Origin of the sequence: Pseudarthrobacter sp. ATCC 49987 (assembly GCF_009928425.1) — a bacterium.
Classification (GTDB): Bacteria; Actinomycetota; Actinomycetes; order Actinomycetales; family Micrococcaceae; genus Arthrobacter.
Window position 1 is genome coordinate 254,119 of record NZ_JAABNS010000001.1, and the last position, 21,668, is coordinate 275,786.

Genomic DNA, 21,668 nt, shown 5'->3' on the forward strand with positions numbered 1-21,668 from the left:
CCCTACCTTTCCGTGCCGGCGCCAGCGCCGGTTTCCGTGGCGGCTTCCGCGGTGAGGGGCCGGCCGGTCCCGTTGCGCCCGGCCACGCTGCCGGGATTCAGCTCAAGTTTCCACAGGTGCAGCCCTCCCAGCACCAGGAAGAAGGCAGACAGCAGGACCGAGGACCAGAGGGACAACGCGGACCCGGGGACGTCGAACAGCGGCTTGAACAGCTCCCCCAGCGCCAGGGAGAAGATCAGCGTGAAGCCGAGCAGGTACAGCGCGGGCATCAACACCAGCCCCGGCCAGCGGCTGCGGAATGTCAGGACGGCGAGGATGAGGAACGCCGGCATGATGAAGCACAAGTCAAGGATGAAAACGGAGTAGAGCGAATCGATTTGGTCGCCGTTCCGCATCAGCGGCAGCAGCATGGCAATCCACAGCGGATAGAAGATGAGCGGCTGGAGGAGCGCGCCTGAGGCGGACAGCACCCGGATGCCTTTTGGCAGCCGTGCCCGCATCGGCCCCTCCGCCCGGAGCTCCACCGCCGTGTAGACCGTCCCCCAGAAGGACAAGGCGAAGACGGCAAGGTACACGAGGTAGAAGCCGTTGTAGGTCCGCTCAATGGAGTAGATTCCATAGGCGTAGAACAGGTAGCCCAGGATTCCCAGCGCCACGAGCTGTACCTTGGGTTGGCCCCGGCGCACGGTTACTGCCAGGACCAGCAGGGCAATGCCGGCCACGGCGGACATCAGGTCCTGGGACACTGCGCCGGGAAGCAGGTCCGCTGCCACGACGCCCCGGTAGATGTCCGGGAACAGCAGCCCCGTCAGTGCGGCGGGGAGGGTCAGCGCACCGGTGAGCAGCCAGAGGGCCCGCACCGGCCACGGGCTGCGGTTCATTCCCTCGCCTGGTGTTTGTCCGGGTTATCGCCGACCACCAGCACCGGGCAGTGTGCATGGGCCACGCAGGCACCGCTGACCGATCCCATGACCTGGGCGAGGAAGCCGCCGCGGCCGCGCCGGCCGACCACCAGAAGCTGGGCGTCCCGGCTCTCCTGCACGAGGACTTTGGCCGGAGGGCCGAACTTCACGGTCCGGGTCAGGCCTTCCGGGATGTCACCGCCGAAGGCACGTTCGAGGGATTCGTCGACGAGCCGTTTGGCCGTCTCTTCCAGCTGGGTGGTGGTGGGGGAGCTCTCTTCGGGCAGGTGGGAGGCCAGGAAAAGATCCGACGTGCCCAGGCATGTGACGACCTCCAGGGGCGCGTCAAGGCTCCTGGCCATGCGTCCGGCGAGCCGGAGCGCCGTCGTCGAGAAATCCGAACCGTCCACGCCCACGACTATCCGCTGATCAGCGTTCATTGCCCCAGCCTGCCCGGCCCGCCCCGGCGCGCCTAGGGCCAAAAGTCACGCGGGGGTGTGCACGGTCCCCGGGCACCTCTAGGGTGGAACAAATCCCACATCGCCCCACAATGCGAGGAGTACTGATGAGAGTTGCTGTTACCGGAGGAAGCGGAAAGCTCGGCCGTAGCGTCGTGCGGCGGTTGGGCGAGGACGGCCACGAGGTCACCAACCTCGACCGCACCGGCACGCGGGGGCGCGGGTTCACCGAGGTGGACCTGCGCAACTACGGCCAGGTGGTGGACGTGCTCCTGGGGCTTGAGGACCGGCACGCAGGGTTCGATGCGGTGGTGCACCTGGCCGCGATCCCGGCCCCCGGCCACGCCCCGGACGCCGCGACTTTCGAGAACAACATGCTGGCCACGTACAACGTGTTCCAGGCGGCCCGCCGGGCCGGGATCAAGAAGATTGTCTACGCCTCCAGCGAGACGGTGCTGGGACTGCCGTTCGACGTCGACCCTCCCTATATCCCGGTGGACGAGAAATACCCCGCCAGGCCGGAAAGCACGTACTCTCTGGTCAAGCACCTCGAGGAGCAGATGGCGATCGAGCTCACCCGCTGGGACCCGGAGCTCAGCATCACCGGGCTGCGCTTCTCCAACGTGATGGATCCGGAGGACTACGAGGAGTTCCCCGGTTTCGATGCCGACGCAAAGCTGCGCAAGTGGAATCTCTGGGGCTACATCGACGGCAGGGACGGGGCACAGGCTGTGGCCCGCGCCCTTGAGCACGGCACGCCGGGGTTCGAGGCGTTCATCATCGCCAACCCGGACACCGTGATGAGCCGTTCCAGCGCCAGCCTGGCTGCGGAAGTTTTCCCGGACGTGCCCGTCGTCAAAGAGCTCGGTGAGCACGAAACGCTGCTCTCGATTGACAAGGCCATACGCCTCCTGGGCTACGCGCCGGAGCACAGCTGGCGGAACTACCACCCGCTGCGCACCACTCCCACCGAAGACTGAGAAGAGTCCCATGAAATACCGCACCCTGGGCACCAGCGGCGCCGTCGTCTCCACGTACGCGATGGGCACCATGACCTTCGGCGCCGAAGCCACCGAGGAACAGTCCCACGCGATCCTGGATGACTACCTCGCGGCGGGCGGCAACTTCATCGACACCGCCGATGTCTACGCCTCGGGGGCCTCCGAGGAGATCATCGGCCGCTGGCTCGCCGCGCGCCCGGAGGCCCGGGACCGCGTGGTGCTCGCCACCAAGGGCCGCTTCCCGACGGGAAAGGCCCCGAACGACGTCGGCACCTCCCGCCGGCACCTGAACCGCGCGCTGGATGAGTCGCTGCGCCGCCTCGGTGTGGAGCAGATCGACCTGTACCAGCTGCATGCCTGGGATCCCATCACACCCCTGGAGGAATCCCTGCGCTTCCTGCACGACGCCGTCTGCAGCGGGAAGATCGCCTACTACGGCTTCTCGAATTTCCTGGGCTGGCAGCTGACGAAGGCCGTCCACGTGGCCCGGGCCCACGGCTGGAACGGACCCGTGACGCTGCAGCCGCAGTACAGCCTGCTGGTCCGCGACATCGAGTCCGAGATCGTTCCGGCCTCGCTCGACGCCGGCATCGGCCTGCTGCCCTGGTCGCCGCTGGGCGGGGGCTGGCTCTCCGGGAAATACAAGCGGGACCAGCCGCCGGCAGGTGCCACCCGGCTGGGCGAAAATCCGGAACGCGGCATGGAGGCCTGGAAGGCCAGGAACGCGGACCCGCGCACGTGGCAGATCGTGGACGCGGTGCACGAGATCGCCGGACGGCACGAGGCCAGCGCCGCCCAGGTGGCCCTGGCCTGGCTGGCGGAGCAGCCGGCCGTGACCTCGGTGATCCTGGGCGCGCGCAGCACGGAACAGCTCGCCGACAACCTTGGAGCTGCGGACCTGCTGCTGACCGAGGGGGAGCTGATGCGGCTGAGCGAGGTGAGCCGGCCGCGCGTCGGGGTCTACCCGTACGGGCCGATGGCCCAGGAGCAGCGGAGCCGGAAGATCGCCGGCGGCCGCTAGGGAAGCAACGCGGGGTCAGCCCGCGCCTATCAGATCGCCGCCTCGGATGGGCGCGAAGTGGCCCCGCGTTGTGGTTTTGGGGGCGGGTCCGGGGCGGCGGGCTGCTGGTGCCTGGACCAGATGTCGCCCATCTCCTCCGAGGACTGCTCCACGATCCGGCTCATCGCGGCGTGTGCCGCGTTCGCCTCGCCGCGCTGGATGGCGCTCGCGACGTCGACGTGCAGCTGCAGCGCCTCGTGCTGCGGCAGGTGCGGCATCAGGCCGTGCTCGGTGCGCCCGGTCAGGACCTCGGTGACCAGGTTGTGCAGCTGGGAAAACATCGGATTTCCGGAGGCCCTGAGCACCGCGGCGTGAAATTCGATATCCAGCCGGAGGAATTCGTCGTGGTCCCCGCGCTGGCCCGAAGCCCAGAGCCGGGCGGCCTGGGAGACAAGGTCGCTGCCGGCATCCCAGGAGGCGCGCTCGGCGGCGAGGCGGGCAGCCTGTGGTTCGATCGCGCCGCGGAGTTCGTTCAGCGCCTGCAGCTGCTCCAGGCGTTTGGAGGAGGCGAGCCGCCAGCGGATGACCTGGGGATCGTAGGCATTCCAGGAGTCTTCCGGCTGTACCACCGTGCCCAGCCGGCGCCGCGATTCCAGCATCCCCTTGGAGGAGAGCACCCGGGTGGCTTCCCGGACCACCGAACGCGACACACCGTGCACTGTTTCGAGCTCGTCCAGGCGCAGGATCGAATGCGGCGCCAGCGACCCCTCGGCAATGGCAAGTCCCAGCTTGTGGACCAGCACGGAGTGCAGGTCAGCTGAGGACTCCGCCTTTGGGGTTTTCATAAATAAATCATACGGCTCGGGCACAAGGGGTTGTTTAAGTCTGCTTTATTTCTCTAAGATCGCTTCCAGAGCAGATGTAACGATGCATCTGCGGCCGGCTGGACAGTGACGCCCGGCCCATAAGAAACCAAGGAGTCGTAATGAAGCGACGTTCGATCATGCAGTACGCGGCTGTCGCCGCGGCCCTGTCTCTGGGCCTCACCGCCTGCGGCGGAGCCAGCGGCAGCTCCGATGCCAAGACAGCCGGCACGGTCCGGGTCACCCTCGCGAACCACGTCTGGACCGAAGGCATCAAGGCAGCCATTCCGGAATTCGAGAAGTCCAGCGGCCTCAAGGTTGAACTGACCCAGCTCGGCGAGGACCAGCTCTCGGACCAGTACAACGTCAAGCTCAACGCCGGCAGCGACGAGATCGACGTCATGATGTACCGCCCCCTGCAGGAGGGCAAGGCGTTCGCGAAGAACGGTTACCTCGCCGACCTGACGTCCAAGGTCTCCTCGGACTCCAGCTGGGACTGGAAGGACTACCAGGACGGCCCGGTCAAGGCCACTACGGCCGACGGCAAGGTGGTCGGCGTCCCGATCATCACCGAACGCGAAGTGCTCTACTACCGCAAGGACCTGCTGAAGGCCGCCGGCCTTGAGGTTCCGAAGACCATGGAAGAGCTCGAAGCAGCCGCCAAGGCCATCAAGGCTTCCTCGCCGGACACTGCAGGCTTCGTGGCCCGCACCGGCAAGTCGGCCGCCGTCACCCAGTTCTCCAGCTTCCTGTACAGCTTCGGCGGAGACTTCACGGATGCCACCGGCAAGTCCGCCGTCAATACCGACGCCGCCAAGAAGGCCTACGCGTACTATGGCGGCCTGATCAAGAACTACGGCCCGGCCAACGTCAGCACCGACATGAGCTGGCCCGAGGCGATGGCAATCTTCACCCAGGGCAAGGCCGCCTTCTACACCGAGGCCGACTCGCTCTACAAGAACGCCACCGACCCGGCCAAGTCCAAGGTCGCCGACACGGTCGGCTTCGCCGCCCTGCCCGCCGGCCCGGCCGGTTCCAAGCCGTACAATATCCCGTCGTGGGGCCTCGCCGTCAACCAGGCCTCGGGCAACCAGGACAACGCCTGGAAGTTCATCCAGTGGGCCACCAGCAAGGAACGCACCCTCGCAGCCCAGAAGGCCGGTGTCCCCGGACCCCGCGCCTCCGTCTGGTCCGATCCCGCCGGCACCTCCACCTACCCGAAGGACCTGGCCGAGGCCATCGCAGCCAGCGCCAAGAACGGCGTCGGCCACGACCGCCCCGAGGTTGTCACGGTCGGCAAGGCCCGCGAAATCGTCGGCGGCCCGATCGTAGCCACCATCACCGGCGCTGACGCTTCCGCCGCCGCTGACACGGCCCACGAGGCCTTCCAGAAGTTCCTGGACAGCGAAAAGAAGTAGCGCACCCGGCACACCACGCGCCGCCTACCAAACCGCCCGGCGGGGCGGCGGCCCAGCCGCCGCCCCGCCGCGGCCAGCTCTTCACTTCACCCCCGACTCCTTAGGTGAACCATGTCTGTATTGACCCCTCCCCGCAGTGCGCAGTCCGGGCCGCCGTCCGGCCGCGGCGCCCGCCGCGCCCCCGGCGCCCGTGAGAACTTCTCCGCCTGGGCCAACCGGCACCGCAAGTGGCTGTTCGCGGCCCCGGCGATGATCTTCGTCGGTGTCCTCATCGTCTTTCCGCTGGCCTGGACCCTGTACCTGAGCCTGACCGATTCGCAGGGCTCCGTCCGGGCCGCCTCAGAGTTCGTCGGTCTGCAGAACTACCTGACGGTCCTTTCCGACGCCGAGCGCTTCTGGCCCGCGGTCGGACGCACCCTGTCCTTCACCGGCGTCGCCCTGGTGTGCGAAGTGGTGCTGGGCATGTGCATCGCGCTGTTGCTGTGGCGCCCGTTCCGCGGCGAAAAGTGGGTCCGCGTGGCCATTCTCCTCCCGCTCGTCGCCACCCCGGTGGCCGTCGGCATGATGTGGCGGCTGATCTTCGACCCCAACATCGGCTTCGTCAACCAACTGCTCGGCATGGTCGGCATCCCGCCGCAGCCATGGCTCTCCGGCCAGGACACGGCGCTGGGCACCACCATCTTCATGGACGTGTGGCAGTGGACCCCCATGGTCGTGCTGATCCTGCTCGCCGGCCTGACCTCGCTGTCCGAGGAGCCCGACGAGGCTGCCCGGATGGACGGCGCCAACGCCTTCCAGCGCTTCTTCTTCATCACGCTGCCGCTCATGATGCCGACAGTCATTGTCGCCATCCTGCTCCGGGGCATCGATGCCCTGAAAACGTTCGACATCCTCTATGCCACCAAGGGCAAGGGCGGCGGATCCTTCCACGAGGTGGAGACGCTCAACGTCTACGCCTACGGCCTGAGCTTCGACTACAACCAGTACGGGCTGTCCTCCGCGGTGCTGATCCTGTTCTTCATGATCATCATCGGCTCCATGTGGCTGCTGACCATGCGCAAGAAAGCGGTAAGCAAATGACCGTACTGACCGGAAACACAGAAAACACAGAAGACACAGAAACCGCCAGCACAGCCCGGCTTGCACCGGCTCCGCGCCCCCGGAAGCCCCTGGGCACCCGCGCCTACAAGGTGTTCCGCGTCGCCGCACTTGTGGCCGTCGTGCTCTTCCTGGTCGCCCCGCTGTTCTGGATGCTGCTGGCCTCCCTCAAGACCAACGTGGACATCTACGACACGGGCAAGTCGCTCCTCTTCACCCCCACGTTCGAGAACTACGCCAATGTGCTGCAGCGGAACAACTACTTCGTCTTCATCTTCAACAGCTTCTGGGTGGCTTTCGTCTCCACGGCCCTGTCGCTGGTCCTGGGCGTGCCCGCCGCCTACGCCATGAGCCGCTTCACGATGCACCGCTCGGCGCTCGTGGTCCTGATGGCCCGCGTCATCCCCGGCGTCTCCCTGCTGGTGCCCTGGTACTACGTCTTCTCCAACCTGAAGATGGTGGGCGGCTTCGAGGTACTGATCCTCAGCCACATGTTCGTCTCGCTGCCGCTGATCGTGTACATCATGATGAGCTACTTCGATTCCCTGCCGCTGGAGCTGGAGGAATCGGCCCAGGTGGACGGACTCACCCCGATCGGCGCCTTCCGCCGCATCACCCTGCCGCTCTCCGTCGCCGGCATGGCCACCGCCGGCATCCTGTCCTTCATCTTCTCGTGGAACAACTTCATGTTCGCCCTGGTGCTCTCCGGCTCCAAGACCAAGACCCTGCCGGTCGCGATCTTCGACTTCGTCTCCTACGCCAGCATCGACTGGGGCGGACTCATGGCGGCCGCCACCGTGGTCACCATCCCGATCATGATCATTGCGCTCTTCACGCAGAAGTACATCGTCTCCGGCATGACCGCCGGCGCGACCAAGGGCTAGGCAACAGATGACACTCATCAGCAGGATTGAGACGTTCCTCGTCGCGCCGCGCTGGCTCTTCGTCCGGATCGAGACGGACAGCGGGATCGTCGGCTGGGGCGAGGCGAGCTGCGAAGGCCGCAGCGAAACCGTGCGCACCGCCGTCGACCAGCTCTCCGAGCTGCTCATCGGCAACGATGCGCTCCGGATCGAGGACCACTGGCAGGTGATGACCAAAGGCTCGTTCTACCGCGGCGGGCCCATCCTGGCCAGCGCCGTGTCCGGGCTGGACCAGGCCCTCTGGGACATCGCCGGCAAGCACTTCAACACCCCCGTGCACCAGCTCCTGGGCGGCCACGTCCGCGACCGGATCCGGATGTACGGCTGGGTGGGCGGGGACGAGCCCAACGAGGTGGCCGACCAGATCAGCGCCCAGCTGGAAGTCGGGCTCACCGCGGTGAAGATGAACGCCAGCGGCCGCATGAGCCCCATCGCCTCGGTGGCGGAGCTCGACGGCGTCGTCCGCCGCGTCGCCGCCGCCCGCGAGGTCCTCGGGGACCACCGCGACGTCGCGGTCGACTTCCACGGCCGCTTCAGCCTCGCCAATGCCCGCCGGGTGGCGCCGCTGCTCGAACCGTACCGGCCCTTCTTCCTCGAAGAGCCGGTGGTCCCGGAAAACACGCACATGCTCCGGGAGTTCACCTCCTCGACCACGACGCCGGTCTCCACCGGCGAGCGGCTCTACAGCCGGCAGGAATTCCTGCCCGCGCTGCAGGCCGGCATCGCCGTGGCCCAGCCGGACCTCTCACACGCCGGCGGCATCACCGAGGTCCGCAAGATCGCCTCGCTCGCCGAAATCTACGAGGTCCAGCTGGCCCCGCACTGCCCACTCGGACCGCTCGCCCTGGCAGCGTGCCTGCAGGTGGGTTTCGCCACGCCCAACTTCCTGATCCAGGAACAAAGCATCGGCATCCACTACAACCAGGGCGCCGAAGTCCTGGACTACGTGGTGGACAAATCCCCGCTGAAGTTCGTGGACGGGCACATCGAACGACTGACCGGCCCGGGTCTCGGGATCGAAATCGACGAGGCCGTGGTCCGCGCCGCGGACAAGCGCGGCCACGCCTGGCGCGGACCCGTCTGGCGGCACCCCGACGGAGCCTACGCAGAATGGTGAATCACATGACCGACAACCCGAGCATGGACCTGACGCCGGAGGCCCTGCTGGCCGGAATCCGGGAGACCCGGCTGGTCGCCATTGTGCGCGGCACCGACGGCGGCGCCGCCGCGAAGGCGGCCCTCGCTGTGATGGATGAGGGCTTCCGCTACGTCGAAATCGCCCTGACCACCCCGGGGGCGCTGGAGGCCATCCGCGCCGTCCGCGCCGCCGCCCCGGACGGCTGCTTCGTCGGCGCCGGCACCGTGCTGACCGAGCAGGACGTGGAACGCGTGGCCGCGGCGGGCGGCCAGTTCATGGTTACCCCGGCGCTGGCAACCTCCATCCAGGAATCCGCCCGCCTCGGGATCCCGGTCCTGGCCGGGGCACTGACGCCCACCGAGGCCTACGAGGCCATGACCCGGGGTGCCACCGCGGTGAAGCTCTTCCCCGCCTCCATCGGCGGACCGGGCTACCTCAAGGCCCTGCGCGACCCCTTCCCGGGGATCCCCTTCATCGCCGTCGGCGGCGTGGGACTCGAGGAGGCGTCGGGCTACTGGCAGGCGGGCGCCGTCGCCATCGGCCTGGGCGGACCGCTCTTCGGGGATGCCGGCTCCGGCGGCGACCTCGCCCCGGTGCGGGACCGCGCCCGCGGCTTCGTGGCGCTCGCCGCCGAATTCGACCGCCGGACCGCCGCGGAGAGCCGGCCGTGATTCCCGGACCTGTGCTTCCCGTCCCGGGGATTCCTGACCTGCTGACCTTCGGGGAATCGATGGTGTCGCTGCGCTCCGCCGGTCCGCTCTCCGCCGGCGGCTCCCTGGGCATGCACGTGGCCGGGGCGGAATCCAACGTGGCCGTCGGCGTCGCCCGCCTCGGCCACCGGGTGGGCTGGGCCGGAGTCCTCGGCGCCGACCCGCACGGTGAATTCATCCTGCGGCAGCTGCGCAGCGAGGGCATCGCGGTGCACCACCGCGAGGACGCCGGCCGCGGCACCGGGGTGATGTTCCTCGAACAGCGCACCGCCGACGTCACCCGGGCCTTCTACTACCGCGCCGGGTCCGCCGGATCCACGCTCAGCCGGGACGACGTCGACGCGGCCTTCCGGGACGGCGCCCGGGTCCTGCACCTCACCGGGATTACCGCCGCCCTCAGCCAGGAGGCGCGGCGGGCCGTCGAGTACGCGGCCGCCCGTGCTGCCGGCGAAGGCCTGGAAGTGTCCCTCGACGTCAACTACCGCGGCAAGCTCTGGTCCCGGGACGAGGCACGCGCCGTCCTCACCCCGCTGGCCCGGTACGCCAGCATCCTGATCGCCTCCGACGACGAACTCGGCCTGGTCGCCTCCGGTGGTGGCTGCGCCGCAACGGCCGACGACGCCGACACGGCCATGGCGGCCGAACTCCTGGACCGCGGGGTGCGGGAGGTCGTGGTCAAGCGCGGCGCGGCCGGCGCCGGCGTCCACACCGCCGCCGGCCGGTGGGAAACGCCCGCCGTGCCGGTCACCAGCATCGACACCGTGGGCGCCGGCGACGCCTTCACCGCCGGCTACCTCTCAGCCCTGCTCGACGGCGAGGACGTGGCCGGCCGCCTGCAGCGCGGCGCCCTCGCCGGAGCCTTTGCCGTCAGCACCGCCGGTGACTGGGAAGGCCTGCCCCGCCGGAGCGAGCTCGCGCTGCTGGGGGCCACGCCCAGCGGAACCACCCAACGCTAAGGCCCGGCCCGCTGGCCGGCCGCCTCCAGCACCATCTACAACACACCGACACGGAAAGCCTGGACCCACTGTGAAAATCATTGCCGCGGAAGTCTTCGTGACCAGCCCCTCCCGTAACTTCGTGACCCTGCGGATTACCACGGACGACGGCGTGACCGGGATCGGCGATGCGACCCTGAACGGGCGTGAGCTCGCGGTGGCCGCGTACTTGAAGGAGCATGTGGCGCAGCTGCTGATCGGCAAGGACCCGCACCGGATCGAGGACACCTGGCAGTTCCTGTACCGGTCCTCGTATTGGCGCCGCGGCCCGGTGACGATGGCCGCGATCGCCGCGGTGGACATGGCCCTGTGGGATATCAAGGGCAAGGTGGCCGGGATGCCGGTCTACCAGCTGCTGGGCGGGGCGTCCCGGAATGGGCTGCGCGCCTATGGGCACGCCTCGGGTGCGGACCTGGAGTCGTTGTTTGATTCGGTCCGGGAGCACCTGGAGCTGGGCTACAAGTCGGTGCGGATCCAGACGGCCGTGCCGGGGATCAAAGCCGTGTACGGGGTCGCGGCGCAGGCGCAGGCCTCGGGGGAGCGGTACGACTACGAGCCCGCCGGGCGCGGGGCGTTCCCGGTGGAGGAGGACTGGGATACCCGGGCGTACCTGCGGCACCTGCCGACCGTGTTCGAGGCGGTCCGGAACGAGTTCGGCCCGGAGCTGCCGCTCCTGCATGACGGGCACCACCGGATGACGCCGATCCAGGCCGCGAAGCTGGGCAAGGCGCTGGAGCCGTATGACCTGTTCTGGCTGGAGGACTGCACCCCGGCGGAAAACCAGGAGGCGCTGCGCCTGGTCCGGCAGCACACCACGACGCCGCTGGCGATCGGGGAAATCTTCAACACCGTTTTCGATTACCAGACGCTGATCAAGGAACAGCTGATCGACTATGTCCGGGCCGCCTCCACGCACTTCGGCGGGATCTCGCCGCTGAAGAAGGTCATGGACTTCGCCGCGCAGTACCAGATCAAGTCCGGGTTCCACGGGCCCACGGACATTTCCCCGGTCGGGTTCGCCGCGCAGCTGCACGTGGGCCTGGCGATCCACAACTACGGCATCCAGGAATATATGCAGCACTCGGATAAGACCAACGAGGTCTTCGAGCAGTCCATGACGTTCGTGGACGGGTACCTGCACCCGGGGGACAAGCCCGGCATCGGCGTGGAATTCAACGAGGAAGCCGCTGCGGCCTTCCCCTACCAGCAGGCCTACCTGCCCTACAACCGCCTCGTCGACGGAACTGTCCACGACTGGTGATCGGCCACGACTGGTGATCGTCCACGCCTGGTGACGGTTCCGGGCCGGAACGTCCGGGCACGAGACCTGCGACAAAAAAAGGTCCCGGGCGGGATTCGATGCTCATCCGCCCGGGACCTGGCTCTTTGCGCGTCAGGCGAGTGCTGCTGACAGCCGCTCAAGGCTGTGCCGGGATCAGTGAATGAGTTCCCGGGTCACGCCGAAGGGGACCTGCTCGGACAGCGCTGCCGTGTAGTGGCCGGGCTTGTGCCGCGTGATCAGGATTCCGTGCGTCCCGGTGGCCATAGCGATCCGCTGGAGTCCGCGTACGGCGTCGTCGAGCCGTTCGTCGAGGACCTGGCGGCTGTCGACCTGGATCTCAATGCACTCAGCTACTGCGGTCATGGTTCTGTTCCTTCTTGGGTTTCACGTCTCGGCCCCAATGATTGAAGCGACAATAACGTCATATTTATGGGGCCGTCAAATCTCTGCGCCGGGTTCAACCGGGCCGGTCCGGACCGGTAGTTCGGCGGGCGCGTCCCGCGCGCCGCTGACCTGCGCTTCCTTCGCCGCCGGTGTCGCTGCCGTGAGTGTGGTCACCCGGTCACAACCGTGAATCCAGTTTCCGGATAGCGGACGCCGTTGACCTGGAGCTGCAGGGCGTGGTCGCCGGAGTGGTGGACCCGGGTGGTCATCTGACGGAACGCATGACGCTTCGAAAATGTCCGGGCTTCGCCCGGCCCGAGGACGGCCGTTCCGAGCTTGAACACCTTCTCTGCCCGGGAACCGTTGGCCTTGGCATAGTGCACGACATAGTCCACGGCAAGGCGTGCCTCCGCCGGCCCGGTATTGGAGACCTCGAAATCGAAGGAGAGCACCCCGGGCAGCTGGACGACGGCGCGGTCCAGCCTGGGCGGCGTCACGGCGAGCGACGCCGGCGGGAACCCCAGCAGCTCCAGAGCGCCGGGGTGGGCCTTCTTGATGAGGGTCCGCAGGCCGTGGCGGACCACCTTGGGCGTGTTCGCGTCCGGCGCGGCCATCCATCTGGCGGCGGCAGCAACCACTTCGTCGGGGGCGTGGCGGGCCAGGTCGTTCAGATGGTTGGCCACCGACCGTCGGACGTCCTCGACCGGGTCACGGTACAGGGCGTCGAGGATCGGCAGGGTAGCGGCGGGCCGGGCCGTGATCTCCGGAACGCGGATCGCCCATGGCAGGTATGCCCGGGTGCCCTCGCTGGCAAGCCGGCGGACATGCCAGTCCGGGTGGGAGGTCCAGCCCTGGATGACGGCCAATGCCCGGTTCAGATCGGCGGCGAGCATCCGCCGGATCGCGAATTCACCGGTGAGCCGCGGCGTCAGCTCAGCGAGGAGCCACAGGCAGTCCTCGAAATCGCCGGGCCCCGTCCCGGCCAAGGCCAGGGTGGCCGCTGTCTCGCTCACGGGCCAGATCATCCAGCCGGTGAAGCCCGGGTCCTCCAGCGCCAGGCGGAAGAGGGCCGCCGCGCCGGCGTAGTCCCCGGACAGGTCAGTGAGCATGGCACTGCTCAGGAGGTCGGTGCGTTCCCGCAGGCTCAGTCGGTCGAGCTGTCCGGCCTTTTCGGCAAGGTGGGGGAAGCGGAGGCCGGGTGAAGCCTCGGCGAGGATCCGCTCCAGCGAGCCGACCACGCGCGGGTTGATCAGTTCATTCATGACGCCCATCGCTTCAGGCTACCGGCGTAAGGTCCGCGGGACCTGCCGGGCAGCCCCAGGCGCCCGCGCGCCGGAACCGCGATATTCTTCACGAGGAAAATGTCCACACACGGTGCAGAGGCGGATACGGGAATGGCAGAAGGAAGAACCGGGAAGTCGCCCGGCCGGTGGCGGGTCTTCCACGACAAGTTCGTGGTGGAGGAACGCTACATGAGCGTGCAGGACCGCAAGAACCTGTACAGGATCGCCGTCGGGCTCATGATCGTTGGCGCCGTGCTGTTCTTTATGATCCTTGCCGGGGTCCTGCAGCACGGCGGGCTCACTGCAGGCGACGAACCTGTCCGTACCTGGCTCCTGACCCTCCGCTCCGAACCGCTCACCACGTTCATGATCATCCTCGCGATCATCTTCGGCCCCGTGGCCCTGCCGATCATCATCCTTGTGGTGACCGTGGCCTGGGGCCTGCTGGCCAAGCATGCCTGGCGGCCGATGCTCCTCGCCGGCGCCATGCTCACCGGCGTCATCCTTGCCCAGATCATCGGGCGCACCATCGGGCGCCAGCGCCCGCCCGTGGACCTGATGCTCTTCGGCGCCGACTTCACCTTCTCCTTCCCGTCGGGGCATGTCCTGGGTGCCTGTGACTTCCTGCTGGTCACCGCATTCCTGATCGCCTCGCGCCGGCAGAGCCGCGTCGCCGCCGTGGTGGCCTTCGTCCTGGCCGGCGTCGGGATCTTCTTCGCCGCCGTGAGCCGGCTGTACCTGGGCTATCACTGGCTGACCGACGCCATGGCCTCGCTGTCCATCTCGTTTGTGATCCTGGGTGGGGTGATCGCCCTGGACACCTGGCGCACCGCCCGCATCCGTGGTGAACAAATCACCGGAACGCTCTCGAAGGCCGACACCACCCAGCCATAGCCCCCGCGCCCGCCCGGGGCGGCGCCGGGATGCCGGGGCCCTTCACGTCAATGGGGGCCCAGTGTTCAGCTCCGGCCTGAGCGGAGGCGGTCCACCTCGGTCCGCAGCCGGGCATTGACCGCCTCCAGCTCCAGCACTTTGGCCACCCCTGCCAGGTTGAGCCCCTCCTCCAGCAGTTCGCTGATCCGCCGCAGCACCGCCAAATCCGCATTGCTGTACTGCCGCGTTCCTCCGGCGGTGCGGTCCGGCGTCACCAGGCCCTTCCGCTCGTAAAGCCTGATGTTCTGCTGCCCGGTCCCGACCAATTGGGCCACCACGGAAATCGCGTAGACGCCGAGCTCCTGACCCCGTTCCGTCACGGTTCTCCTTTGCAGTCTCCAGGCACTGGTTCCGGTGTGCCAACACTTTCCTCTTGCATCAGTTTGGCACTGGTGCTATAAAAAATCTATATCCACCACCACAGATAATCTCTCTGGTTGGATACATCCAAAGGATAGAACTCTCGCATGAAGGAGTGGGAAATGATGTTGATGCGTACGGACCCGTTCCGTGACCTGGACCGGCTGACCCAGCAGGTCTTCGGGACGGCGGCACGGCCGGCTGCCATGCCGATGGACGCATGGCAGGAAGACGGCGAATTCGTCGTCGCGTTCGATCTTCCCGGCGTCAACGTTGACTCGGTGGACCTCGACATTGAGCGCAACGTGCTCACCGTCCGGGCCGAACGGCGCGACCCGACCCAGCCCAACGTTGAGCTGATTGCCTCGGAGCGGCCACGCGGCGTTTTCAGCCGCCAGCTCATCCTCGGCGACACCTTGGACACCGAGAAGGTCAAGGCGCACTACGCCGACGGCGTCCTGACGCTCCGCATTCCGGTGCAGGAACAGGCCAAGCCGCGGAAGATTGAAATCACTCACACGCAGGACAACTTGCAGGAGATCGGGAAGTAGCTGGGGCGGGCGGATTGCGTCCGGCCGTCGACGAATGCCGGGGACCAGACCGTGCCCGCCGGGCCGTCTGGTCCCCGCCTGGTCCATCCGAGGGGGAGTGCACCGATGAATCGTGACCCGAGCGGCTTCTACGCCGCGTTGCACGTAACGCCGGATGCGACGCCGGCCCAGATCCAGCGGGCTTTCCGGGCGCTGATGCGCCTCCGCCATCCCGACGTCGAAGCGTCCTCCGGCGCTCTGCCCGAGGCGTCCTCCGGTGCCCTGCCCGACGGCGGGGAGGACGCGCGGCGCATCCTGGAGTCATTCGCGGTCCTGCGGAATCCGAAATCACGGGCAGAGTACGACCCCGCTTCCCAGCCCGCACATCCCGGTGGCACCATCGCGGGAAGCCGGGAAATTCCGGTGCGCCACCACCGGGACAGGCAGCCCGTGCTGCGGGTCACCCCGGTGCGGTGGGAACGGGGCCCGCAGTGACGACGGTGCCGGCACCCGGCCACGACACACCGGGTCCCGAAACACCAAAAGAAGGAGGGCAGCCATGAGCGCACGGCGACGCTACGATTCGCTGCTGTTGCCGGTCTTCCACGAGCGGTTCGTGGCCCGGTGGGGCGAGGGGACCGCCCCGTTTCTTGACCCGGAGGCCCACGAGGCACCGTTGCCGCGGGCCCAGTGGATCAACGTCGACACCGGGGCCGCGCTTGCCGTGGTTCCCATCTGGACCGCCGATGACAGCCAGCACCGGTCTTTCGGCGTCTTCTACCTGCCGCCGGCCGGCGACATCTGGGTGCTTCGGCCGGGGTACACGAGCTACCTGGAGCCCACGGTGGATGAGCTTGAGAAACTTCAGGCCCTGCGGAACGACGCGTTCAAGAAGGCCGTGGCGCACGCCAAGGAGTTCCTGTTCGGGCCTGTTGCCCCAGTGTATTGAGTCTCCGCAGGAGCCTTTCCGCAGAAGCTCCGGCACGCTGGCGCCGGTCGTGGCGCGCGGGTGCGCCGCGGCCTAAAATCAGTCAACTGCCCGAAACTACATAGGGGATCCACTGATGAGAGCATCCGCCAAAGACCTGGCCGCCCTGCTGCCGCCGCGCTTCACTCTGGGCGTGGCGACCGCAGCCTTCCAGATCGAAGGTGCCCTGGACGAGGACGGACGCGGTCCCTCGGGTTGGGACCATTTCGCCGCCAAGCCCGGTGCGATCGTGGCGGACCACAGCCCCGCGGTTGCCTGCGACCATTACCACCGGATGCCCGAAGACGTGGCCCTGATGAAGGAACTCGGGGTCGATTCCTACCGTTTTTCTTTCTCCTGGTCGCGCATCCAGCCCGGCGGCAGCGGTCCGGTCAACCCCGCGGGCCTCGACTTCTATGACCGGCTGATTGACCTGCTGCTGGCCAACGGCATCGCACCCATGGCCACGCTGTACCACTGGGATACGCCGCTGGAGCTGGACCAGGCCGGCGGCTGGATGAACCGGGACACGGCCTACCGGCTGGGCGAGTTCGCCGCGATCGCCGCGGCCGCGTATGGCGACCGGGTGACCCGCTGGGTGACGGTCAACGAGCCCGCCACGGTCAGCACCAACGGCTACATGCTGGGGATGCACGCGCCGGGCGAGGCGCTTATGCTGAAGGCGCTCCCGAGCGTCCACCACCAGCTGCTGGGCCACGGCTTGTCGCTGCAGGCGCTCCGGGCCGCCAACGTGCCGGGCGAAATCGGGATCACGAATGTCTATTCGCCCATGGTGCCTGCCTCGATCAACCCGCTGGACAAGCTCAGTGCCGGTCTGATGGACATGGCCCAGAACCGGCTTTACGCGGACCCTGTCCTGCTCGGCGAGTACCCCGACACCGTCCGTGCCGCCACCTTCTTCTCCTCCTTCAGCCCGTCCAGTGAGGACATGAAGCTGATCTCCCAGCCCCTGGACTTCTACGGGCTCAACTACTACATGCCGACCCGGGTGGCGTCCGGTCCGGGCGAGGGCGCCGTGCCCAAGGGGATGGCCGAGGCCATGGGCGACGACCTGAGCGGCACCGCGCCCGGCGCCCCGTTCCACATTGCGTCATTCCCGGACACCGAGACCACCGCGTACGGCTGGCCCATCAAACCGGAGTACATGGCCGTCGCGCTTGCGGAAATGGCCGAACGCTACCCCGGCCTTCCGCCGGTCTACATCACCGAGGGCGGGGCGAGCTTCGAAGACCTCGAGATCCGGGACCCGCAAGGCCGGCTCATCATCCCGGACGAACGCCGGGTGAGCTACCTGGCCGACCATATCGCCACCGCCGTTGAAGCAACGGCGCCCGGCGGCGCGGCAGAGTCCATTGACCTGCGGGGATACTACGTGTGGTCGCTGATGGACAACTTCGAATGGTCGGGGGGCTACAAACAGCAGTTCGGGCTGCTGCACGTGGACCGCGGGACCCAGGAGCGCACCAGGAAGGCATCGTTTTACTGGCTCCAGGAGGTTCTCGCGGCACGGCACCGGGACCCCGTCCCGGAGATTCCTGCCGCCGCGGCGGCGGCCAGCCGGCGGGCCGGCGCCTAAAGAACGCCGAGCTCCTGCAGGCCCTTGGCCATGCCTGCACCGTCCGGGGAGTAGATCCACGGGACCTTGGAGCCGGTGTGGTCCCCGGTGTCCGAGTGGCCGCCGGCCAGCACGGCTTCGCTCGCGGAGAGCTGGCGGATGCCGATGGCGGCCACCCGGTCGCCGTGCTGCTGGGCGAAATGCGAGTAGATCGATTCGTCGTGCTGGCCGTTGTCTCCGAAGAGCAGCCAGCGCATCTTCGGGAATTCCTCGGCCAGCAGTTCCAGGTTGCGGCGTTTGTGCTCCTGGCCGCTGCGGAACCACCGGTCGTGGGTGAGGCCCCAGTCGGTGAGCAGCAGGGCACCGGAGGGGTACATGTTCCGGGTGATAAAACGTGCCAGGGTGGGGGCCGCGTTCCACGGTCCGGTGGACAGGTAGATCACCGGCGCCTCCGGGTGTTCGACCATCAGTCGATCCATCAGCACGGCCATGCCCGGCGTCGCCATCCGGGCGCGTTCGTTGAGCACAAAGGTGTTCCAGAGCGCCAGGAAGGGCCGGGGGAGCGCGGTGACCATGATCGTGTCATCGATGTCGGACACGATGCCCAGCTTGGTCTCGGGGGAAATGACGAAGATCTTCGCGGTGACGGGCTCGGTCCCCTCGGCGCGCAGCACCGCGGTGTGCCAGCCCGGAGTGAGCTCCACCTGCACGACAGTGTCCACAAGTCCACCGCGGTCCGCCTGCACCCGGGCGGTCACCCCGCCGATCTCGATCTCCACTTTGGAGTACTGCACCGGCACGGAGGTGAACGCCCGCCAGCCGCGGATGTTCTGGTTGCCGTTCTGGGCCGCCTGCTCCGCCCGGCTCCCGGGGTTGGGCCTGCTGGTGAGCACCACCCGGCCGAGCACCCGGACCCAGGTGGTTGACCCGTAGCCCTGGTAGGCGACGGTCTGCGGGATGAAGTCCCAGCGCCGGGCAGTCTTCAGACGGACGCTGTTGACGGTGTCCGAGACCACATGCGCAAGGCGGAAGACCCGGTTGCCGGTGACTGCTTGCTGCCCGGGTGTGTGCTGTGAGGCCAATTCCATGCCTCCACTCTCCCACAGGGCCCCGGCGCCCCGTTGACTGTGTCCGGAATCGCCGCGGATCAGGCGTCGCCCAGCAAATGGCGCAGCATCCAGGCGTTCCGCACGGCGTTGCCACCGCCGTCGTTGTTGAAATAGGCAAAGACGTCCTTGCCGGCCGTCTGCCATTCGCGGATCCGCTCCGCCCACCAGCGCAGCTCGTCGTCCGAGTAGGAGCCGCCGTAGAGATGCTCCCGGTCCGGGCCATGCAGCCGGAGGTAGACGAAGGCCGCGGTGGCGCGGAGGACGCACGGGAGTCCCGCGCCGCTCATGACGCAGTAGGCAGTGCCGTGCAGTGCCAGCAACGAGTAGACCCCGGGATCGTCCCAGCTGGGGTGGCGGAATTCCACGCTGACCCGGATCCAGTCGGGCACCGCCGCCAGGAAATACGCCAGCCGCGCGTCGTCCCGGGCGAAATCCGGCGGGAGCTGGACCAGCAGCACCGCGCGTTTGTCGCCGAGTTCGTGCCAGCACCGGGCGATCCGCTCGATCCAGGCTTCCGGGGCATAGAGCCTCTTCCCGTGCGTCAATCCGCGCGGGGCCTTGACGGACAGCAGGAACCCGGGCGGCAGCCGTTGGCGCCAGCTGGCGAAGGAGCTGTCACGGGGCCAGCGGTAGAAGCTGGCGTTGAGCTCCACGGTGGTGAAGCGGGCCGCGTAGTGCGCCAGCCGGTCCCTCGCCGGCAGTCCCGGCGGATAGAGCACGTTCTCCCAGTGCTCATAGCTCCAGCCGCTGGTGCCGATGTGCACCGTCCCGGTCCGGGGTGTGCCCTGGTCCATCCCGCCCGTTCCTTCCCGGCCCGCTGTGCCCGCCTGGTCCGAAGTTCCGTGTCAGCTTCTCTGGATCCTAGTCCTCAGGGAAACGGGTGTGGCACTGTAAGTCCCATGGCTCGCATTGAGGATTACGCACTGGTCGGCGATCTGCACACAGCTGCGCTGATCAGCACCGAAGGTTCGATTGACTGGCTGTGCCTGCCGCGCTTTGACTCGCCGGCCTGCTTCAACGCCCTGCTGGACACGCCCCGGGCCGGGCGCTGGCTGCTGGCGCCGGAGGGCGGCGGTGAATGCACTCGGCGGCACTACCGCAAGGGCACCCTCATCCTGGAAACGGAGTGGGAGACGCCCACGGGAAAGGTCAAGGTCATCGACTTCATGCCGCCCCGGGACTCGGTGGCGGACATCGTGCGCATTGTGGTGGGCATCCGCGGCACGGTGCGGATGCGCGGTGAGCTGGTCCTGCGCTTCGACTACGGCCACATCGTCCCGTGGGTCCGCCACAACGATCGCGGGATCCACGCCATTGCCGGCCCCGACGCCGCGTACCTCGTGACCAAGGCCCCGCTGCGGGGCGAGCGACTGCAGACCATCAGCGACTTCACCGTCAAGGCCGGCGACCGGGTCCCGTTCGTCCTGACCTGGACCCCGAGCCACCTTGGCCGTCCCCGCGCAGTGGACCCGGAACAGGTCCTGGCATCGACGGAGGACTTCTGGCAGCGCTGGTCTGCCAAGTGCGTAGTGACCGGACCCTACCGTGCGGTGGTGCAGCGCTCGCTGATCACACTGAAGGCGCTGACGTTCGCCCCCACCGGAGGAATCGTGGCGGCCGTGACGACCTCGCTGCCGGAGGAGCTGGGCGGCGAACGGAACTGGGACTACCGCTTCTGCTGGCTCCGGGATGCCACCCTGACGCTCCAGGCGCTGCTCGCGGCGGGCTACACGGAGGAGGCCGCCGCCTGGCGCGACTGGCTGCTTCGGGCCGTGGCGGGAGACCCCAAGGACCTGCAGATCATGTACGGCATCCACGGCGAGCGCCGCCTGCCCGAGGTGGAACTGCCCTGGCTGCGGGGGTACGAGGACTCGGCCCCGGTCCGGACCGGCAACGGCGCCGCCGGACAGCTGCAGCTCGATGTCTGGGGCGAGGTGCTGGACTGCCTGTCCCTGACCCGGAATTCGCTGCTGAAAAGCACCGACGAATCCTGGGACGTGCAGCTGGCCCTGATGGACCACCTGGAGACTGTCTGGCAGGAGCCCGACAACGGGCTCTGGGAGATGCGCGGACCGCGGCGGCACTTCACCCACTCGAAGGTGATGGCGTGGGTGGCGGCCGACCGCATGGTCAAGGGGGTCCGGGACTTCGGACTGCCCGGACCCGCAGACCGCTGGGAGGAACTCCGGGACACCATTCATGCGGACGTTATGGCCAAGGGCTTCGATGCCGCGCGGAACACCTTCGTACAGTCCTACGGGCGGCCCGAGCTCGACGCGAGCCTACTGCTTATCCCGCGCGTCGGGTTCCTGCCCCCGGATGACCCGCGCGTGGCCGGGACGATTGATGCCATCCAGCAGGAACTGACCCACGACGGGTTCCTGCGGCGGTACAAGCCGGCCGAATCCGACGACGGACTACCCGGCGGGGAGGGAGTGTTCCTCGCCTGTTCGTTCTGGCTGGTCGAGGCGCTCCTGGGGGCGGGCCGGCACCACGAGGCACAGGAGCTGTTCGAGCGGCTGCTGGCGCTGCGCAACGACGTCGGACTCCTGAGCGAGGAATGGAGCATCGAGGACGGAAGGCAGCTGGGAAATACGCCGCAGGCATTCAGCCATTTTGCCCTCGTGATGAGCGCTTTGGAACTGCATGAGGACGGTGTGCGCCGCAGTGATGCGCCGCACCCGGCCCGTTGACGAAGTCCCTGACGCCGGGGAAAGGCGGACCTCCGGATTCCCGGC

The 21,668-nt window shown here is 67.8% G+C and carries 23 protein-coding genes; 15 read left to right on the forward strand and 8 right to left on the reverse strand.

From position 1 onward, the window contains the following. Window positions 1–2 precede the first annotated feature (2 nt). On the reverse strand, window positions 3–881 hold the full coding sequence (locus GXK59_RS01190; RefSeq protein WP_202129039.1) for a hypothetical protein: 879 nt from the start codon (window positions 879–881) through the stop codon (window positions 3–5). Further along, window positions 878–1,342 carry a universal stress protein gene (locus GXK59_RS01195; protein WP_160663704.1) on the reverse strand — a complete coding sequence of 155 codons (465 nt, stop codon included), beginning with the start codon at window positions 1,340–1,342 and terminating at the stop codon, window positions 878–880. The genes GXK59_RS01190 and GXK59_RS01195 overlap by 4 nt, the downstream gene beginning before the upstream one ends. Before the next feature lie 125 nt (window positions 1,343–1,467). On the opposite strand from GXK59_RS01195, the gene GXK59_RS01200 reads away from it, so the two are divergent. Beyond that, entirely contained in the window at window positions 1,468–2,340 is an 873-nt protein-coding gene (locus GXK59_RS01200; protein ID WP_160663706.1) for an NAD-dependent epimerase/dehydratase family protein, read from the forward strand. Window positions 2,341–2,350: 10 nt separating this feature from the next. Then, entirely contained in the window at window positions 2,351–3,382 is a 1,032-nt protein-coding gene (locus GXK59_RS01205; RefSeq protein WP_160663708.1) for an aldo/keto reductase, read from the forward strand. 29 nt (window positions 3,383–3,411) lie between these two features. On the opposite strand, the gene GXK59_RS01210 is transcribed toward GXK59_RS01205, so the two are convergent. Next, window positions 3,412–4,206: a FadR/GntR family transcriptional regulator gene (locus tag GXK59_RS01210; protein ID WP_237393733.1), complete on the reverse strand. Its 795-nt coding sequence runs from the start codon at window positions 4,204–4,206 to the stop codon at window positions 3,412–3,414. A 140-nt stretch (window positions 4,207–4,346) separates the two neighbouring features. Here GXK59_RS01210 and GXK59_RS01215 point away from each other — a divergent pair, with 140 nt between their 5' ends. From GXK59_RS01215 to manD, 7 genes are all read left to right on the forward strand, one after another. Then, window positions 4,347–5,642: an ABC transporter substrate-binding protein gene (locus tag GXK59_RS01215; protein ID WP_160663710.1), complete on the forward strand. Its 1,296-nt coding sequence runs from the start codon at window positions 4,347–4,349 to the stop codon at window positions 5,640–5,642. 111 nt (window positions 5,643–5,753) lie between these two features. After that, window positions 5,754–6,722 (forward strand): carbohydrate ABC transporter permease, encoded by a 969-nt coding sequence (locus GXK59_RS01220; protein ID WP_237393734.1) that lies wholly within the window; start codon window positions 5,754–5,756, stop codon window positions 6,720–6,722. After that, window positions 6,719–7,624 carry a carbohydrate ABC transporter permease gene (locus GXK59_RS01225; protein WP_160663712.1) on the forward strand — a complete coding sequence of 302 codons (906 nt, stop codon included), beginning with the start codon at window positions 6,719–6,721 and terminating at the stop codon, window positions 7,622–7,624. The genes GXK59_RS01220 and GXK59_RS01225 overlap by 4 nt, the downstream gene beginning before the upstream one ends. Before the next feature lie 7 nt (window positions 7,625–7,631). Next, entirely contained in the window at window positions 7,632–8,780 is a 1,149-nt protein-coding gene (gene dgoD, locus GXK59_RS01230) for a galactonate dehydratase (RefSeq protein WP_160663714.1), read from the forward strand. Between the two features lie 5 nt (window positions 8,781–8,785). Further along, window positions 8,786–9,472 (forward strand): bifunctional 4-hydroxy-2-oxoglutarate aldolase/2-dehydro-3-deoxy-phosphogluconate aldolase, encoded by a 687-nt coding sequence (locus GXK59_RS01235; RefSeq protein WP_237393735.1) that lies wholly within the window; start codon window positions 8,786–8,788, stop codon window positions 9,470–9,472. Continuing rightward, complete coding sequence (locus tag GXK59_RS01240; protein WP_237393736.1) at window positions 9,469–10,467, forward strand: sugar kinase; 999 nt, start codon at window positions 9,469–9,471, stop codon at window positions 10,465–10,467. The genes GXK59_RS01235 and GXK59_RS01240 overlap by 4 nt, the downstream gene beginning before the upstream one ends. 70 nt (window positions 10,468–10,537) lie before the next feature. Further along, a complete protein-coding gene (gene manD, locus GXK59_RS01245) occupies window positions 10,538–11,767 on the forward strand; it encodes a D-mannonate dehydratase ManD (RefSeq protein WP_160663718.1) in 1,230 nt (409 codons plus the stop codon). A gap of 174 nt (window positions 11,768–11,941) precedes the next feature. Here manD and GXK59_RS01250 read toward each other — a convergent pair whose 3' ends face one another. Next, complete coding sequence (locus GXK59_RS01250) at window positions 11,942–12,151, reverse strand: hypothetical protein (RefSeq protein ID WP_160663720.1); 210 nt, start codon at window positions 12,149–12,151, stop codon at window positions 11,942–11,944. A gap of 191 nt (window positions 12,152–12,342) precedes the next feature. Then, on the reverse strand, window positions 12,343–13,443 hold the full coding sequence (locus GXK59_RS01255; RefSeq protein ID WP_160663722.1) for a DNA alkylation repair protein: 1,101 nt from the start codon (window positions 13,441–13,443) through the stop codon (window positions 12,343–12,345). A gap of 123 nt (window positions 13,444–13,566) precedes the next feature. Between GXK59_RS01255 and GXK59_RS01260 the strand changes: the two genes are divergently transcribed. Then, window positions 13,567–14,349, forward strand: a complete 783-nt coding sequence (locus tag GXK59_RS01260) for a phosphatase PAP2 family protein (RefSeq protein ID WP_160663724.1) — start codon at window positions 13,567–13,569, stop codon at window positions 14,347–14,349. Window positions 14,350–14,414: 65 nt separating this feature from the next. On the opposite strand, the gene GXK59_RS01265 is transcribed toward GXK59_RS01260, so the two are convergent. Further along, complete coding sequence (locus GXK59_RS01265) at window positions 14,415–14,708, reverse strand: MerR family transcriptional regulator (protein WP_160663726.1); 294 nt, start codon at window positions 14,706–14,708, stop codon at window positions 14,415–14,417. 165 nt (window positions 14,709–14,873) lie between these two features. Between GXK59_RS01265 and GXK59_RS01270 the strand changes: the two genes are divergently transcribed. From GXK59_RS01270 to GXK59_RS01285, 4 genes are all read left to right on the forward strand, one after another. Next, the gene (locus GXK59_RS01270) at window positions 14,874–15,299 is read left to right on the forward strand and encodes an Hsp20/alpha crystallin family protein (protein WP_160668918.1); all 426 of its coding nucleotides are present in this window, start codon (window positions 14,874–14,876) and stop codon (window positions 15,297–15,299) included. A 105-nt stretch (window positions 15,300–15,404) separates the two neighbouring features. Next, window positions 15,405–15,773: a DnaJ domain-containing protein gene (locus GXK59_RS01275; protein WP_160663728.1), complete on the forward strand. Its 369-nt coding sequence runs from the start codon at window positions 15,405–15,407 to the stop codon at window positions 15,771–15,773. 64 nt (window positions 15,774–15,837) lie between these two features. After that, a complete protein-coding gene (locus GXK59_RS01280; protein ID WP_160663730.1) occupies window positions 15,838–16,227 on the forward strand; it encodes a hypothetical protein in 390 nt (129 codons plus the stop codon). Window positions 16,228–16,342: 115 nt separating this feature from the next. Further along, window positions 16,343–17,842, forward strand: a complete 1,500-nt coding sequence (locus GXK59_RS01285; RefSeq protein ID WP_160663732.1) for a glycoside hydrolase family 1 protein — start codon at window positions 16,343–16,345, stop codon at window positions 17,840–17,842. Here GXK59_RS01285 and GXK59_RS01290 read toward each other — a convergent pair. Together GXK59_RS01290 and GXK59_RS01295 are read right to left on the reverse strand one after the other, a co-directional pair. Beyond that, complete coding sequence (locus GXK59_RS01290; protein ID WP_160663734.1) at window positions 17,839–18,909, reverse strand: App1 family protein; 1,071 nt, start codon at window positions 18,907–18,909, stop codon at window positions 17,839–17,841. The genes GXK59_RS01285 and GXK59_RS01290 overlap by 4 nt on opposite strands. Before the next feature lie 59 nt (window positions 18,910–18,968). After that, window positions 18,969–19,724 (reverse strand): DUF72 domain-containing protein, encoded by a 756-nt coding sequence (locus GXK59_RS01295; protein ID WP_160663736.1) that lies wholly within the window; start codon window positions 19,722–19,724, stop codon window positions 18,969–18,971. 105 nt (window positions 19,725–19,829) lie between these two features. On the opposite strand from GXK59_RS01295, the gene GXK59_RS01300 reads away from it, so the two are divergent. Then, window positions 19,830–21,623: a glycoside hydrolase family 15 protein gene (locus GXK59_RS01300; RefSeq protein WP_160663738.1), complete on the forward strand. Its 1,794-nt coding sequence runs from the start codon at window positions 19,830–19,832 to the stop codon at window positions 21,621–21,623. The last annotated feature ends 45 nt before the right edge of the window (window positions 21,624–21,668 follow it).